Source organism: Streptococcus pseudopneumoniae (assembly GCF_001074565.1).
In the GTDB taxonomy this organism is placed as follows: domain Bacteria; phylum Bacillota; class Bacilli; order Lactobacillales; family Streptococcaceae; genus Streptococcus; species Streptococcus pseudopneumoniae_J.
On the sequence record NZ_JUQX01000051.1, the window covers coordinates 1 to 16,572 of the forward strand.

At 30.3% G+C, this 16,572-nt stretch carries 13 protein-coding genes; 11 read left to right on the forward strand and 2 right to left on the reverse strand.

What is annotated here, in order from left to right; translation table 11 throughout:
- On the forward strand, positions 1 to 190 hold a 190-nt coding region (locus ADI74_RS11185; RefSeq protein ID WP_049538115.1), incomplete at its 5' end, for a hypothetical protein.
- Positions 191 to 212: 22 nt separating this feature from the next.
- Here ADI74_RS11185 and ADI74_RS07740 read toward each other — a convergent pair.
- Complete coding sequence (locus tag ADI74_RS07740) at positions 213 to 1,112, reverse strand: tyrosine-type recombinase/integrase (protein ID WP_049538117.1); 900 nt, start codon at positions 1,110 to 1,112, stop codon at positions 213 to 215.
- A 90-nt stretch (positions 1,113 to 1,202) separates the two neighbouring features.
- Between ADI74_RS07740 and ADI74_RS11250 the strand changes: the two genes are divergently transcribed.
- A complete protein-coding gene (locus ADI74_RS11250; RefSeq protein WP_049538118.1) occupies positions 1,203 to 3,503 on the forward strand; it encodes a hypothetical protein in 2,301 nt (766 codons plus the stop codon).
- Here ADI74_RS11250 and ADI74_RS07750 read toward each other — a convergent pair.
- Complete coding sequence (locus tag ADI74_RS07750; protein ID WP_049538119.1) at positions 3,484 to 4,434, reverse strand: ATP-grasp domain-containing protein; 951 nt, start codon at positions 4,432 to 4,434, stop codon at positions 3,484 to 3,486. The two genes, ADI74_RS11250 and ADI74_RS07750, sit on opposite strands and share 20 nt — an antisense overlap.
- Positions 4,435 to 4,673: 239 nt before the next feature.
- On the opposite strand from ADI74_RS07750, the gene pezA reads away from it, so the two are divergent.
- The 9 genes from pezA to ADI74_RS07795 all read left to right on the forward strand — a co-directional run bounded on the left by pezA (position 4,674) and on the right by ADI74_RS07795 (position 16,258).
- Positions 4,674 to 5,150, forward strand: coding sequence for a type II toxin-antitoxin system antitoxin PezA (gene pezA, locus ADI74_RS07755; RefSeq protein WP_049538120.1), 477 nt, complete (start codon positions 4,674 to 4,676; stop codon positions 5,148 to 5,150).
- Positions 5,150 to 5,902, forward strand: coding sequence for a type II toxin-antitoxin system toxin PezT (pezT, locus tag ADI74_RS07760; protein WP_049538122.1), 753 nt, complete (start codon positions 5,150 to 5,152; stop codon positions 5,900 to 5,902). The genes pezA and pezT overlap by 1 nt, the downstream gene beginning before the upstream one ends.
- Before the next feature lie 131 nt (positions 5,903 to 6,033).
- Entirely contained in the window at positions 6,034 to 7,056 is a 1,023-nt protein-coding gene (locus ADI74_RS07765) for a nucleotidyltransferase domain-containing protein (RefSeq protein WP_049538123.1), read from the forward strand.
- 8 nt (positions 7,057 to 7,064) lie between these two features.
- The gene (locus ADI74_RS07770) at positions 7,065 to 8,834 is read left to right on the forward strand and encodes a ThiF family adenylyltransferase (RefSeq protein WP_049538124.1); all 1,770 of its coding nucleotides are present in this window, start codon (positions 7,065 to 7,067) and stop codon (positions 8,832 to 8,834) included.
- On the forward strand, positions 8,809 to 9,273 hold the full coding sequence (locus ADI74_RS07775) for a Mov34/MPN/PAD-1 family protein (protein ID WP_049538125.1): 465 nt from the start codon (positions 8,809 to 8,811) through the stop codon (positions 9,271 to 9,273). The genes ADI74_RS07770 and ADI74_RS07775 overlap by 26 nt, the downstream gene beginning before the upstream one ends.
- Before the next feature lie 6 nt (positions 9,274 to 9,279).
- Positions 9,280 to 10,134: a hypothetical protein gene (locus ADI74_RS07780; protein WP_049538126.1), complete on the forward strand. Its 855-nt coding sequence runs from the start codon at positions 9,280 to 9,282 to the stop codon at positions 10,132 to 10,134.
- A 1,411-nt stretch (positions 10,135 to 11,545) separates the two neighbouring features.
- Positions 11,546 to 12,922: an ABC-three component system protein gene (locus ADI74_RS07785; protein WP_049538127.1), complete on the forward strand. Its 1,377-nt coding sequence runs from the start codon at positions 11,546 to 11,548 to the stop codon at positions 12,920 to 12,922.
- Position 12,923: 1 nt separating this feature from the next.
- The gene (locus ADI74_RS07790) at positions 12,924 to 13,619 is read left to right on the forward strand and encodes an ABC-three component system middle component 1 (RefSeq protein WP_049538130.1); all 696 of its coding nucleotides are present in this window, start codon (positions 12,924 to 12,926) and stop codon (positions 13,617 to 13,619) included.
- Positions 13,616 to 16,258, forward strand: coding sequence for an AAA family ATPase (locus ADI74_RS07795; RefSeq protein ID WP_049538131.1), 2,643 nt, complete (start codon positions 13,616 to 13,618; stop codon positions 16,256 to 16,258). Before ADI74_RS07790 ends, ADI74_RS07795 begins: the two co-directional genes overlap by 4 nt.
- The last annotated feature ends 314 nt before the right edge of the window (positions 16,259 to 16,572 follow it).

Consider the following 16,572-nt stretch of genomic DNA (forward strand, 5'->3'; position numbering starts at 1 on the left):
CTTTGACGATGTGTCGACAGCCTACCACCAGAAAGTGGCTAAGGACCGAGCGACCAAGGATGGACAAGCCGTTGCATCAAGCAGCTATAACCTCTATGGGGCAAGCAAGACAAGTACAGATACAACAGGCAAACCCTTTGCCTATAACGGCGAAGCCCGTGATGATACTGGACTTAATTATTCAGGATAGGGCTACCTCCATGAAGGTAGCCCTATTTTTTTGACTGTGAATGAATCGAAGCTATGGGATTACACAGAGTTAGAATTTCTTTTTGCTTTGACTGAGATACATGAGTATAGATTTGTGTGACTGAGATAGAACTATGTCCAAGAATTTGTTGAATATATCGAATATCTACATCACTATCTAGAAGCATTGTTGCGAAACTATGTCTAAACATATGGGGAGTAATAGGTGTAGTTAAGTTATGTTGTTTAACAAGGGTATTTAGAATTAAACGTACACTTTGCTCTGACAATGGTTTGATAGAATATTTTCCAGGGAATAGGTAGTCACTGGATTGAAAACAGTAGTTATTTATATATGTTTCTAGTAAGCTAAATGTTATTTGATCTCCTAAAAATAGGATACGTTCTTTCTTACCTTTTCCCATAATATGGACAGTCCTATTTGAAAGATTAATATTTTTGAGATGAATATGACAAAGTTCGGAAACCCTAATACCAGTTGAAATCAATAGGGAAATGATTAGCAAATTTCTTTCAGCTTTTTGTTTTTGATATTTAGATTTTGAATAGGTAACTTTCTCTTCTAAATGTGAAAAAATACTTTTCAAAATGTCATAAGGAATTGTTTTAGGTAATATTTTTTCCGTTCTAAATTGAAAACGTAATTGATTAAAAGGATTCTCATCAACTAAATTATGATATTTTAAGTAGCTGTAAAACACCTTCAAACTAGCGATTTTGCGACGTAATGTATTAGATTTAATATTGGATTTCGTCAAATGTTCAACATAGGTTTCCACACTGCTGTAATTTGAATTGTAAAATTGCAAAAGATCATTTTTGTAAGCTCGAATCGTATGTGAACTCAAGCGTCTATGGGTTTTGCAGTAGTCTAAGAAAGTAGAAATATGTTTATAATCCATGAATAACTCCTTTATCAATAATCATGCTATTATAAACTTATTTGAATGCTTTGTATAGTGATAATAAATAGTTATCGGTAGGAGAATGTCATGAAGTTTATCAATCGTAAAGAAGAGCTCCGTAATTTACAAAAAGATTACACTAATAATTTGAATCGTGGATTGAATCAAGTTTATATCATTAAAGCTGATTCAGGCGTAGGGAAATCCGAATTTATTAAAGAAATATCTAAGAAACTAAACTTATCTTTTATAGAAGTTCTTCCATTAGATGATAGCAATGATTTTTCAACATTTAAAAGATTTGTTATAGAATTGGATAAAATCAGTAGCGAGTATGGTTATGATGATTTTAAAGAATTTTACACCAAAAAAATGACTAGTGATAAAGCTATTAAAATATTGCTGAAAATTTCAGCAATATTTGGTAAAGCATTTATTGGAACATTTTTTAAAGATAATAATATTGGACTAGAAGTGTCAGAGATTGACTTACCTTCATTGATAGAAGAACCTACTCAATATGAGACATTTGTGCTAAAAGCTCAAGTGGAAAATCTCTTTGAATATGCTAATTATGTTCTAAAACAGAGAAAATTATCTATTTTGTATCCACAAGCCTCTCAGATTGATCGTTCTTCTTTGGATTTATTTAATAAATTAATAGTTACTTCTCAACAATGCCTGTTTATTTTTGAGTGTGACGATAACAGAGTGGAGCAGTATTTGAAAAATAGTAGTAAATTTTTTCTTAAAACCTATCACTTAAATCGACTTTCTAATGAACATATTCTTCATTACATCCAACAATTAACTGAAGAGTTAGAATTGCATTATGAGCAAATTGATTTTACAATTTTACATGATAGTGTTGAAAAAGGAGATTTAGCAGAAATCTCCACAATTTTAAAGGATTTTGATGATAGAGTACGGTTGGATCGGACAGTAAAATTACAGACGATTAAACAAATTGTTGAAGAATTATCAGACAAACAAACAGCCCTTTTAATCTTACTTTCCTTAACAAAGAATAGGTTAGCTCAAGTTGATTTGATGGAAATTTTATCCCAACTATACGGGGAGTTTGATTCGGAAAATATTGATTTTCTAGTAAATAAAGATTTACTAGAACGAAATCACTCTTCCTTATCAATCCCTAATTTTATAGATATGGTTGTTAGCCCTACAACATTTTCCCCTAAGTTAAGACTAGCTCTAAGCTCTCTTTTAGTTAAATATATTAACCAAAAGTTATATGAAACCAATAATGCTGAATATCTTGATATTTTAGTTGACCATTATTTACTTCACCGCCAATTTTTACAACTCAAATCTATTTTCCCTAAAATTCGAGAGAGATTGATAAGAATTGATTCACAAGAAGGGCGTGTAGCCTATTTTGAAAAATTCAATCTGATACAGCATGATGTAAAAACAATTGATGAAGATTTTATACTGACACTTGTAAAAATTGCCTATGATGCTAATTTGTATCAACAATCCCTATCTTTCATTAATTTTATCTCTCACAATATTGATAAGGTTGTTTTTAGCAAAGCATTATTACTAAATCGATGTGAAAAATTTGATGCTTCTATTAACTATATTGAAAAAAATATAGTTAAGCTAGATAAAAACTCATCACAATACTTCCAGCTTTCCTTAGTTTTAATAATGAACTTAGTACAACTTGAAAGACGAGAAGAAGCAAAACGTATTTTCGAGGAATTAAGTACGCAACACACTCATCCACTATATCCCTACTTAATCAGATTATCTAATGTTTTTTATAGCCAATTTTCTGACCGTATAAAAATTGTTCAGTCAATTACGGAGAGAATTTTTAAAGAACAAGATTCTGAATTTTCAGGACTTCATGCTATCTATCTAGCTTACTTATATGCTGTAGAAAGAGATGTTTCTCGTGCCGAACAATCTTTAATAACCGCTCGAGACTATTTCGGTGAATCACTTGTATATAATCATATGATTCTTCATAACGAGGCTACAATAAAATTTTATAGTGGAGATATTGATGAAGCAATACCGGAGTTACTTAATAGCGCAAAAATCACCGCATATGATGAATATGACCGATTTGCCATTTACAATAATTTAGTTGTTTATTATCTCTTAAAGGATAGAGTAGGTAATCTTGAATGTCAGTCAATTGTTGTTGAATTGGAGGAACTCATCTCAAAGACATCTTTTAAGCGTTTTTTGGATAAGATTTACTACAATCTCTATCATTATTATCAAAAAATGTATAACCTCGAAAAAATGGAAGAATACAAAAATAAAATAGAGGAAGATACTATTAAGAATGATTATGAAATGAAGTTAATGTATGAAACTTCGTGGAAACTACCCCTTAATTTAAATGATGAGTAAAGAGTGTTTGTATCATTTCATCGTACGTATAGCCATTTATGTTGAATGTTTTAGGTACAACAGATTTTGGATACAACCCAGGATTAGCATTGATCTCTATTAGATAAAATTCTGCATTTTTTATTCGACCATCTACTCGTATCAATTTATTTGGAGACAAGTTCTTATAAAGTTGCTTTAAGTTGATAATATCTTTATCGCTTAAATAGCAACTTTTTTCGATTTCTATACCGATTTTTTGTTTAATTTCTGAAGTATAAGCCTGATACTTGAATTCATTAGATTCTGGAAAAATAAGTTCAACTTCTTCAAAGAATAACTCTCCTTCATTTTCCAAAATAGTAATAGCTACTTCTCTCCCTTCAATGTATTCCTCTACTAGAATACCATCAAAGTCCTTCATTAATTGCTTGAGTGCCATATCTGCCTGTTCCATATTTTCAACAATAGAGTTTTGTGTAATTCCTATTGATTCTGATTCATAGTTCGGTTTAATAATAATTGGATATTCAAAGTTCGCTAAAATTTCTTTAGTGTATGAATGATCAAATACTAACAAACTTTTTGGGACTTTTATACCAAAATTTTCTGCAAATCTCTCTGTCATAAATTTATCTTGACATAAAACTTGTACATATGGGTCTGGATTGAAATATTTAATTTTATAATTTTCACAAAATGCTGGGACACTCATGTTTCTAATTCGACTGTTATAGCCAAAATCAAAATTTAACACAAAATCGTCTAGGTGATTAAAAACACTTTTTTTAAATCTCTCAAAATTATCGTAAAATATGATTCCATCAATAAATTTAGAAAAACTATTATAGAGAATATCTCTCAATTCATTGCGAGTGTATTCTCTGTTTTCGATAATTTTTGTTTGAATGGATGAATCTGGATTGACATTTAAAATGACTACTAATCTCATAATTTCTCCTACCGATAACTATTTATTATCACTAGTATACCATAGATTCATATCTCCAATATGTTTTCGATTGTAGTTTTCTTACTTTTTTATATTCTCAAAGACTTTTTGAACAGCTTCATAGTACTTTTTCTTCAATAACTAAATATGTGGAATTCTGTCTATCGGCAACAACGCACCAAAAATGGTGCATTTGTCTTTTTTGTGCTATAATAGAAATAAATAAAAGGAGGAGTTACATGATTGGAGAAAATATAAAAACGTTACGTAAAACACATAAATTAACCCAGCCTGAGTTTGCAAAGATTGTTGGTATCTCTAGAAATAGTCTGAGTCGTTATGAAAATGGGACAAGTCGAGTTTCGACAGAATTAATAGATCGTATCTGCAAGAAATTTAATGTTTCTTATATCGATATCGTAGGGGAGGAAAAAATGCTCACACCAGTAGAAGATTATCAGTTAACTCTGAAAATTGAAGTGATTAAAGAACGAGGGGCGAATATCTTAGCGCAACTTTATCGTTTACAAGATGAACTAGAAATTTCATTTGATGATGCTAATAATCCTTGGGTTCTAATGAGCGATGATCTTTCTGATTTGATTAACACGAAGATTTATCTTGTTTCAGCTTTTGAGGATGTAGAGCGATATAATGGCTATTTGGATGGCATTGAACGTATGCTAGAACAAGCTACTCATCTGGTGGTGGCTTAATGAAACTAGAAGAATTTAGTCAAGATAATTTTGATCGAGCCTCCAAACGACTCGTTCGTTCTTTAACTCGTGGAAAAACAACCTCATCTCAGCCTAAGGCTATTTTACTTGGTGGACAGAGTGGTGCTGGGAAAACAACGATTCATCGTATTAAACAAAGTGAATTTCAAGGTAATATCATTATCATTGATGGAGATAGTTATCGCTCTTTTCATCCGAACTACCTTGGCCTACAGAAAAAGTATGGCAAAGATAGTGTGGATTATACCAAAGTATTCGCGGGACAAATGGTTGAATATCTTGTAGATGAGTTGAGTAAAAAAGGTTATCATTTGTTAATCGAGGGTACCTTGAGGACAACAGAAGTTCCCCGAAAAACGGCCCAATTATTGGCAACTAGAGGATATCAAGTCTCACTTGCACTGATTGCGACCAAGCCAGAATTGTCTTATCTCAGTACCTTGATACGTTATGAGGAGCTCTACGCCATAGATCCTAGTCAAGCAAGAGCGACTCCCAAAGAGCACCATGATGGAATTGTAGAACATTTAGTTGATAACTTACGAGAGTTAGAAAATGACAATATTTTTAATCAAATTCAAATTTTTCAAAGAGATCAATCGTGCGTCTATGATTCGCAAGTAGATGAAACCTCAGCAGCAGAAGTTCTACACGAATGCCTCTTTGGAAAATGGAGTAAGGTGGAGGAAGAGATGTTGAAGATGGGACAGGAACGGTTGAGAGATTTGTGATGGAAGAACGGTAATAGTGGTATTTTCTAAAATCATATTTAGGTAAGATAATTAATTGGAAACTCAAGAAATAATCGTATAAAGTGATATAATAAAAGTTAGATATAACAATTTAATTTAAGGAGGGACTCATGCCAACTATACAGTCACAGTTTATTAAATTTCACGATACCATTAAGCTAGACGCTGACGACAAAAAGGTATTAATTGACAAACGTAAAGAGGTTGAAGAAGCAATAAATAAAGGTGTTTCAGAATTTGGAAAAAGCTTTTTCAATCAAGGAAGTTACTCAACTCACACGGGTATTTTGCCAATTGATGAAGGGGATTATGACTTAGATAGAGGTTTAAAAATCGATGTTGATAGATATTCGTATTCTCCTAAAGAGGTAAAGAATTTTATTTTTGATGCGTTAGTCTCCGAATTTGGTGAAAATAGAGTTAAAGTAAAAAATCCATGTGTGACAGTATCATTTCCTGAAGATAGTGTTCATATTGATATAGCGGTGTATTGTACTGAAAATGATAACTATTTTTTAGCCAGGGGAAAACTGAATAGTACTGATGAAAACATTAAATGGGAGGAAGCGGATCCTGTAGAATTAACGAAAAAAATTAATAATGCTATGGAGAACTCCGAAGACAGAAACCAATTTCGGAGAGTAATTCGTTACTTAAAAAGATGGAAAGATCTCAAATTTAAAAATCAAGATAATAGACCGACAGGCATTGGGATTTCAGTTTTTGCTGTCAATAATTTTTCTGTAAGCAAAAAAGTAGACTATTTATCTGGGAACACTACTTATGATGATATTTCAGCTTTAAGAAATTTAGTAAACACTATGATTAATTCATTTTCGAATACATATGATGTTGATAGAAACTTATTTTATCCGAGATTAGAGGTTTTCTTACCGGTTAAGCCATATACGGATGTATATGAAAGGGTATCAAATATACAAATGGAAGCCTTTAAGAATAAATTAGAAAAATTGAGAGATTCACTAGACGAAGCAATAGATTCTGCTGATTTAAGTGAGTCTACAAAAATATTGAGTAAACAGTTTGGTGATGATTTTCCTGTTATTGAACAAAAAGAGACAGCAGAAAACTTTGGAACTCGAGCTATAATCAGTGATTATCCGAGTGCTTAGAGGCACGTATGTTAGAAAAAAAAGAAATATTTCAGATGTACTTTGACGAATTACCTTTAGAGAACTTGGAGTTCGAAGATAAGGAATGTTACTTTTATCAATATAAAAAATTTATCTTAAAAATTATCATTTTTAATGACTTTCCCCATTCACTTCCTGAATTCTATCTTTCAAATTATATGGATTTTAATAAATGGTATAGTCATGTCGGTTCCGAAGGGAAGTTGTGTTACATTTCAGAAGATAATTTAATTTGGGACTTTAACAATTCGCGTAGATTATTGAAAGATTGCTGTGAAAAAGTAAAGGAATTACTGGATAGTTGGGATACACCCAAAATGACCGAAGAGCTCAGGAAAGAGTTTTTGTCATATTGGCATATCAGTTGTTTGAAGTCAAAAACAAAATACATAGCTATTCGAAGTTATTTATCCAAGGTCAGTACATTTGAGGAACATGAATTAGTCCTGTCGAATCAGAAATTCCATCTTTTTAATTATGATTCACAACTCAAAGAGAGTGTTGCACCACAATCTAAAAATAGCAGAGATGTTTATATACTGCCACTTAAAGATTCGAATTCTGTGCTTCCTCCTAATCCCCTGAATGAACTAACAGAAGCAACATTTAAGAAATTGATTACAGGAAATCTATCTTCGGGGGTTAGACGCCGCTTCCAAAAGTGGTGTAAAATGAAACAAAAGTCATTCATATTAATTTTATCACTTCCTATATCTGATAATGATTATGTTTTGTTTGGTGCGAGTTTTGAGTCTGAAACTTCCAAATATCCATTTAAAATTGATAATAAGGTACCACAAAAAAATAAAGATAGAAAAAGAATTGGTTCTAAGGCTAAGAAGTCAAAAAATGGGAGTTTCAAGATTACTCCAGTATATGTTACAAGATTCGACAAGGAGTATAGAGTGAGTAGGACATCCCAAGAATATGATTTTCTGAATAAAAAAGTAGTCATTATTGGACTTGGATCTGTAGGATCATTTGTTGCAAACAATTTATCTAAAATGGGTATAGCGAAACTTCTTTTAATAGATCCTGATTTTTTAACGGTGGATAACATTTCAAGGCACTACTTAGGTATGGATAGTGTAATAGACTATATTCAAAAAGTAGACGCTCTAGAAGATAAATTGAAAAAAGAAAATCCAGATTTAGTAATTGAATGTGAGGGTATCCGATTTCAAGAAATAGTTCGAAAGAATCCAAATTTATTTCATGAATATGATTTTGTTTTTTCTTGTGTCGGAGATACCAAAACAAATTTTGAAATTAATCATTTTTTCAGAAAGATTGGAAAAACGGTATTGTATTGCTGGTTAGATCCATATGGAGTTGGGTATCATAACCTACTAGTTTCTCCACAAAATAATGGATGCTATATGTGTATGAATTATGAAGATGGGCATCTTGTTAATAATAGAGCTTCTTTTGCAGAGAAAAATCAAATATTTGAAAAGCGTCTAGCTAGCTGTTATTCTTCATTTATTCCTTATAATGTTATTGCGCCTAGTTCTTTGGCAAATAAAGCTATAGAAGTATATTTACAGTACTTGTATGGAGAATTTTCTTCTGAAAACAGATTAGTATCAGAAATTGGTTCAGATAAACAGTTTGGAAAAGAAGGGTTTACATATAGTGTTCGATACTACAATTGTTTAAAAAACAGTGATTTATTAAATGTTGCTTTAAGAACAAATACATCTTGTCCAGAGTGTAACGGAGAGTATAAAGTTGATATATGTAAATCTGAACAATAAATATCAAATTGTAATACCATCTGATATTTTAAATTCATTACTAGAGTTTAGACAACTGGGTTTTGAACCTGAAGCAGGTGGTATTTTTGTTGGTAAGAGACTTTTAAATAATTCGATACTTATTATAAATTTTTCAGAACCACAGGATAATGATTTAAGAAGTAGATTTAAATTTTCAAAAACTTCTCCAAACCATCAGAAATTTGCAGATGATTATTTTGGTAAAAGTTCAGGTTTTATAAGTTTAATTGGAGAATGGCATACCCATCCTGAAGATATACCTACTGCATCTTGTGTCGACATTAACTCATGGGAAAAAGTTATCTCAGATAATGATGACAGATTATTCTTTTTGATAGTTGGACTTCGGGCTGGTAGATTCTACTTTAGGGAATCAAATAAGTGGCAATCAACTCTAATCTATTTTAAGGATGTATAGATACGTATGAATAGAAAAAATAAATTATTTAAGAAATGTTTTTTTTGGTCTCAAAAATTTTATTTACCATTAGTATTAATTTTTATATTTCCAATTCTGATTTGCGATCTGATTGGGAAGAGTTTGACCCTAGTTGAAGTTGAAAAAATATCAAATACCAATCTTTTTACAAGAGCTATTTTTGAAATAATTCCTGATAATTCTATCGCTACTTATACAATTCTTTATTTGTTAATCTTTACTTCATTATTGATGATTTTCAGAAAAAATAATGCGGAACGAATATTTAATGATGGTCATTCTGTATATCTTCATAACTGTTATAAAAGACTGTGGATCGCAGCAAATATATTAGGTTATCGAAAGTTACAACTTATAGGTGTCTCAATACCAATGCAGTTTGAACTTATTATTAATGGAGTTTTTTCAGAGTTTATCTCCGAATCATCTGTTGTGCAATACGACAAATTTAAAGGAGAAATTATTGTTGAGTATCCAATTGAAAACAAAAAGAATAAGGTTGTCAATTTATTAGTGTGTGATACATATGATATTCCTTTAGAAAAGTTAGCAGCTGACTATTTGGAAAATACAACAGTAAAAATTTCATCACAACGAAAGTATAGTGGTAACAGATATAACAATCCTAAATTAGTTAGTACAGTTCGAGAAGAAACGCAAAAAATAGTTAACGCCTATAAAGAGGTTAATCTTTTTATGACAACAAATCCTTTAAATACACAAAAAATCGTAGGGACTTCATTCTTAACATTAGATAGATCAAGTTTTGATAGAGTATCGGTTATACAGATGGATGAAACAAAAATTTATAAAGATCAATTTATAATATACAAAAGATAACATGATGGGGCATTATAATATTCCAATTAATGTTTGATAGCATTCTAGCTTCTTGAACTTGCCTGCTTATCCCTTATCATCTTAATGTTGATAATTCAATCTGAATCATACCACTATAAATCCAATTGTAAATTGTTTTAAAAGTCACTGTCTGTCTATTATTTAATTTAAAAAAATCTTGTATCTGCTTTTGGAGACTATTAAGCTTTTAGAGTAGTCCCTATTTCTCTTTTAGTTTCGGCATTCAAGATGCTTTTCTTAGCTAAACCTTCATAAGATTTTTAATCTCTTTTAGCTAAATACTGTCTTGAACAACATTTCACCATTCTACTGATAATAAAACGATGGCTACCAATCTTAGTTGCAATTTGAAAAAAATTTCTCCCTAATTCCACATAGGTATCTATCTTAATCTGTTACTTTGCTAAGATGATAGTAGCATATAGAATCTCATGGTTTTTTTGTCAGTGTACTTACTTACAGTTTTCACTATTTTAGGTCTCATGAGTTTATTGTTGTACTATATTTTAGAATTTATCTATTAAAAGTGTACAAAACAATAACAATTTAAATGGTGTGAACTTTTTGGTAAAATCTAGCTCAATTTGTGTATTTTTAGGGTAAAATTCACACCATTCAACTGAAAGTTATTCAAATTAGATAAAATCGTTCTTTCTGAAAACGTGGGAAAACATTGATTTTAAGCGGATATTGAAACTTATTCAAATAAAAGTGTTTCCAACCAGGTCTTAAGAAAGCTCGTAAAGCATCACAATTCTCAAAACGTTAATCAACACGATTATATCAACGTTTCAAAGCACTCAAGAGTTTACCTCGTGGGTGCTTTTTTATGTTTTTTGAAAAAGTTAACCTTATTTTTTAGAGAAATTTTTGTAAATTTAAAATCAGTGCTGAGTTTTATAGAATATTTTATATAAAAATGGAGTTTTTAAGAGCGTCTTCAATTAATGCTTTATTTGTATGATTTACTAGTTATTCTATTGATAGAAGCCGATAAATATCAATTAGCAAGTTTATCATTTAGATTTACTACTGAGATAAATGATGAAATTATTCTATTTGAAGAGTGTTCAGATTTAGCAGTTTATTTGACTATTTTTTGTAGGTTCTAATATTCTTCAAGTTAGTTAGTATGATGCTACAAGAATATCAATACTACTATTGATAATTATCATACATCGAATAATATGTGATGAATAAAATTCTGGAATAAATGATACAAGAAGAATGTATCAAGGGGAAAATTTTTTTTGATGAAGAGTACATACTTGGTAAGTGTTATAGTGTGTGGATATTGAGTTGACGGGTTGTTTGATAAATTATATAATAATGTTAACTATGTGATTTCGGGTATTAATGTTATTTAAATGTGTATACATAAGGAGGTTAAATGGCGAGTTCAAACGTTGACCAAAATAGGAATGCAACACCAAGTTGGAGCGGCTATATTCATCAAGGGAAAGTTGGCTTTCTAGTAGCATTAAGGCAATTACGAGAGTGCATTGAAAATAATATAGAAAATCTTGAGGATTATGCTATAAGATATGAGAATGCTGAGGATTTTGACATTGTTGATAAAGGGAGGAGTGTAATATCAAGGCATCAAGTGAAAGCGTATATTAATGGAAATGAGAGAGAAGATTACTCGGATTTATTTAATATACAAAAGAGGAAGTTTGAAGATGAAAAGGAAAAAATAGACAAAAAGGGATTTCAGATTCATGAATTTGATGGTAAAGGAAATACAGTACGAGAGGTGGTTCCTTGTGACGGCAGATTTTTACATGTGATTGTAGATGTGCCAGATTTTAAACTATCAAAGGATGATTATTTGAAAAAATATACTGGGCGAACAAAATATACAGATAATGATTCTTGTATCAAACTTTATGAGTATAATCAATCTGCAAATCTATTTTATTGCCCACTTTCTCAAGATGATAATAATGATACTATTAAAGACTATTGTATAGCTGAAATTAAAGAAATTTTAAAGATAGAAAAAAATCCTTTAGAAGAGAATAGTTCTCATCTTGAACAAGTATATCATAGATATATTGGATCGTTATTGGATCATAGTATCGGAAAAGCACACAGTGAATCTGATTTCCCAGAAATATCCTTTGGAGAGATAATTGCTATTCTTGAAGAAGAAATGCCTAAAGATGAAGTATATGAAATGAAGAATACTTTGACTTATAGCTGGGAAAAATATCATCGCGATTATTCAAGTGACATTTCCGAAGAGGATTTTAAACTGATGGATAAAATAATCAATAAATTACTGTCTATGTCTAAAGAAGAGTTTTATGAGTTTGTAAGGATGGTTTTGCCTCATGAAAAATCGGATGAAGATTTTTCAAAAATATTTAATATAACTCTCTTAGAACGAATATTCTATTCGTTGATAAAAGATGTTCGAAAATTCTCTTTTAAACATTATAGTTTCTTAGATGAAGTTAAAAAAAGTTATAGACTCTCCTTAATTGATATTGAAGAATCCCCTGGTCGTATTGCAACAGTAATTAAAAATATTATTGATAACTCAGAATTTTTAAAAGCTACTTTTAATCATGATTACCTTATTAATAGGGATATAGATGATCTTCCAATTGGAATAAGAATAGGTGAATTTGACAGTTTGTCAGATATTAGATATAAGGATGAATGGAATACAGGAGTACAACATAATATTTTTAAACCGAATATGGAATTCATTGGTATTAAGAAAGCAAAAGCAAAGAATTTGACTGTGCCGGAGGAATAATATGAGAGACATCGTTATAAAATTTTTACAAAATAACCATTTTAACCAGTTGGATACAGAATTGGATTTCTATACTAACCCACAAAACTCAGAGTACTTTATTCTTAGTCAGTATAGTCCTAATGAGCTGCATAATTTTTTCGATGATGATAAGACTTCACAAGTTATAAAAGAGTTTGAAAGACTATCTGTGAAATCAGAACACGAGAATATTAAGAAAAATACCTCTCTATTTATTTTGGTAGAAGTTGATGACTTGAAGGCAGTATTTGAAGACGAGAAAGTTCAACGAACAATTTTATTGATTGAAGAGGACTATTATTATTTTAGAAAGCTTATAATATTATACACTCGAGATGGGTTATTGGATTTACGAGATAAAGAGACTAATGAAATGCTCTATACTTACTTAGATTCTAATATTGATCTTTTTGAAAAGGATATGTTTTTTAGTGAGTCGTATTTTATAGCCATGGAAATTGGAGTAAAACTACCGTTTTTCACACTCCCTAAAAGAAATGATATTTATCAAAGTATAGAAAATCAGTATCAGGATGATAATGATGAATTAGATAATAGATTATTGGATTTTTATACTAAGGTCACTGATGAGATTTTATCAGAATCACTAAAAGATATTTCTACCGATGATGATAATATTTCTGATTTACTACAAATAGGAGAATTACTACCATGAAAATCAACAAAATTTTAATAAAGAACTTTAAGAATATAAAGGGAACTAGAATTATTGATTTTCAAGAGAATGTAACTTTGTTTGTTGGACCAAATGGATTTGGAAAAACTACAATTTTTGATGCAATTGAGTTATCATTAACTGGGAGAATCCGTCGAATTGAAGAGTCCGATTATAGCGATGGTAGAAGTAGTTTTAGCACTCCTTATTTTCAAAATAATCCTGAGGCAGATACATTCATTGAGCTAATGTTGACAAATGATGACGGTAGTTCTTTGATAGTATCTAGTCTCTATAAGAGTAGTTTGAATACTGAGGGAAGCAATGTCCCAAAGTTTTCATTTTTTAAATTTAAAAGAACAGTTCGAGTTGGACTAGGAATTTCATTTCAACCTATTGAAGACTTTGATAGTTTAAGTGAGAGAGAGATACAAAAGGTCATTAGTCAGTTTTTAGGATATGAATCAGAAAATTACAGCTTAGGTGATACTTTTGATTTGTTTCATTACATTCAACAGGATGAAACAGCTTATTATTTGAAGCAAAAGGAGAAAGATAGAAAGGAACAATTGAATTTTCTATTAAATATTGGAAACTATGTTAATAGAAAAAATCGACTAGAGCGTTTAAAAAGTGTTTTATCCTCAAGTGAAAAGGAACTAAAAGCAAAAAAGGATAAGCTAAAAAATTCCCCAATTAAGAATAACACTCCATATTCTAAATTATCTCTTAGAGCAGATACTGACTTTGCTTTTAACAATAAATCGATTGTTTTTGATGATGAATTATCAAATGAAAGTTTAAATATATATCTATCAGAAATTGATAAATTACAAGAATTTCGAAATTCATTTTCTCCAAAGGATTACTTCCTCAGAAAACAAAGTGAGCAGTTTGAGCGAGAGGTGCTGGATGATAAAGATTTTACTATTTACTTAATAGTTAGAGAAATACTTGAAAATCAGGAATATATAGAGTATATTGAACAAAATCATACTTTAATTTCAAATGATAAAAATTATTCCTATTTTTTACTTAAAAATTATATCGGACAACTAGAGTCATTGGAAAATGACAGTAGAGTGTTTAAACGTGGAAGAATTCTAGAGAGTCTGCTTGATGTCGAAATTGATAAACTTAATATAGAGAAAATTAAGAATTCTTTAAACGGTTTTCCAAATTTGGAATTTGGTCAAGTATGGCTTGAAACGTTTGATTCCAAGTTATCAACTTACAAGATTAAAAAAGAGCAACTGGATGATGGTACAAATTCGATTAACAAGTTACTCGAGATAAGAAGTCGTCTAAAAGAACATAGTGATGAAAAAAATTCAGAATGTGTGTTTTGTGGCTATGATTGGGGAGAGAGCAAGAATTTACTGATAGCCTATGACGAAACAACGAATCAACTACGTAAAAATTTGACTAATTTTGAAATAGAAGTTTCAAATTTGGTTGAGGAATTAAATCAATTAAAAATGGAGTTGCAAAACCAGATTCAAATGGAGCAAGAGAAACTTTTTGTTATTCCTGATGATTTTTTGTCAGTGATACGATCCATAAGTAATTATGACTTTCCTGAGTCTTTTAGCAACTTAGTTGTAATGAACTCAGAGATTAGGCCTTTGCTTGTTGATGAGAGTGCTTCGTTACAAGAGTTTGAGAATTTGAAAACAGAGTTAATAAGTTCATTGCAAGAAAAACTATTGATTCCAAAGGAAGTTTATAGTACTTTCCTTAGAGTTGTAAAGAAGAGTGTAAATTTTGAAAATCTTTTAGAAAAATATTCTATTTTAGCTGGAGAATCAATAAGGGAATATGAAATTTCTTTTGACCTTTTACCCATTTCCTTGAATAAATTTGAAGAGAACAAAGAAAAGTTGCTAGTATTTTTAGGGGATCTTAGATCTCAAATAGTATTTGATTATTCTAAAAGTTTAGATTCACAACATCTATTTGATAAATACTTTGCATCTAAGGAAAAAACTTTTGAGGAGTGTACTATAGAAAGAATCAACCAAAAAAGGGAGTATATTATTAACCAGTTTGAATTACAAAGTTTGACGATGTTTAACCAAATTGAGAAACGTCTTCAAATAATTGAACAAACGATTACCTATCTTCAGGATCGTGTTAGGAAATTAAATGATAATATAAAATTTTACCAAGAACAGATGATTCGAAAGTTGAAGCTTCCCTTCTATATGTATACTGCTAAAATTTTACAAAATTACCAACAAGGAATGGGAGTTCTACTAACTACTCAAAATAATTCTAATATCAGGTTTATAGCAAATAGCAATAGTGAGCAGGATGTGATGTATCAATTGAGTTCTGGACAAGTAGCTGTTATTTCATTTGCTTTCACTTTGGCACTAAATACTACATTTAAGATTTCCAAAGAGTTCAAATTTTTATCAATTGATGATCCGATTCAAGATATGGATTCTATGAATGTATATGCTTTAATTGATTTAATAAGACATTCATTATCAGACTATCAAATTATTATGTCCACACATAATGATGGTAGTGCTATGTTTATAAAATATAAATTTGAACTATTTTCAGATTCTGAAATATCAAATGTAGGGCTAAAAAATATAAAAAACATATTATTGGAGAGTGATGAAGTATAAATAAAATACGTGGTATGAAGAATTGATATAATTTGATTCTATTCTTTGATAGAAAAAGTAAAAAACGGTGGAATAATGCTACAAAGTTATTCTAAAATTACTTTAAATGAAGTGTTTCCAACCAGATCTTAAGAAAGCTCGTAAAGCTAGCCAGTTCTCTAAACATTAATTATCTGGGAGTTCTAATCTTTCCAGACATTCAAGAATATTTTCTTGGATGTCTTTTTTGTTCAGAATAGATAAGTGGTGCTGTTTAAACTTGTTTTTCCCAGTAGACAATCGTCCACTTTTTTTATATAATAAAACTAAACCAA

Excerpts from the sequence above, each read along its gene's own strand:
- ADI74_RS07740 (WP_049538117.1), bottom strand. The coding sequence starts at position 1,112 with ATGGATTATAAACATATTTCTACTTTCTTAGACTACTGCAAAACCCAT.
- ADI74_RS11250 (WP_049538118.1), top strand. The coding sequence starts at position 1,203 with ATGAAGTTTATCAATCGTAAAGAAGAGCTCCGTAATTTACAAAAAGAT.
- ADI74_RS07750 (WP_049538119.1), bottom strand. The coding sequence starts at position 4,434 with ATGAGATTAGTAGTCATTTTAAATGTCAATCCAGATTCATCCATTCAA.
- pezA (WP_049538120.1), top strand. The coding sequence starts at position 4,674 with ATGATTGGAGAAAATATAAAAACGTTACGTAAAACACATAAATTAACC.
- pezT (WP_049538122.1), top strand. The coding sequence starts at position 5,150 with ATGAAACTAGAAGAATTTAGTCAAGATAATTTTGATCGAGCCTCCAAA.
- ADI74_RS07765 (WP_049538123.1), top strand. The coding sequence starts at position 6,034 with ATGCCAACTATACAGTCACAGTTTATTAAATTTCACGATACCATTAAG.
- ADI74_RS07770 (WP_049538124.1), top strand. The coding sequence starts at position 7,065 with ATGTTAGAAAAAAAAGAAATATTTCAGATGTACTTTGACGAATTACCT.
- ADI74_RS07780 (WP_049538126.1), top strand. The coding sequence starts at position 9,280 with ATGAATAGAAAAAATAAATTATTTAAGAAATGTTTTTTTTGGTCTCAA.
- ADI74_RS07785 (WP_049538127.1), top strand. The coding sequence starts at position 11,546 with ATGGCGAGTTCAAACGTTGACCAAAATAGGAATGCAACACCAAGTTGG.
- ADI74_RS07790 (WP_049538130.1), top strand. The coding sequence starts at position 12,924 with ATGAGAGACATCGTTATAAAATTTTTACAAAATAACCATTTTAACCAG.
- ADI74_RS07795 (WP_049538131.1), top strand. The coding sequence starts at position 13,616 with ATGAAAATCAACAAAATTTTAATAAAGAACTTTAAGAATATAAAGGGA.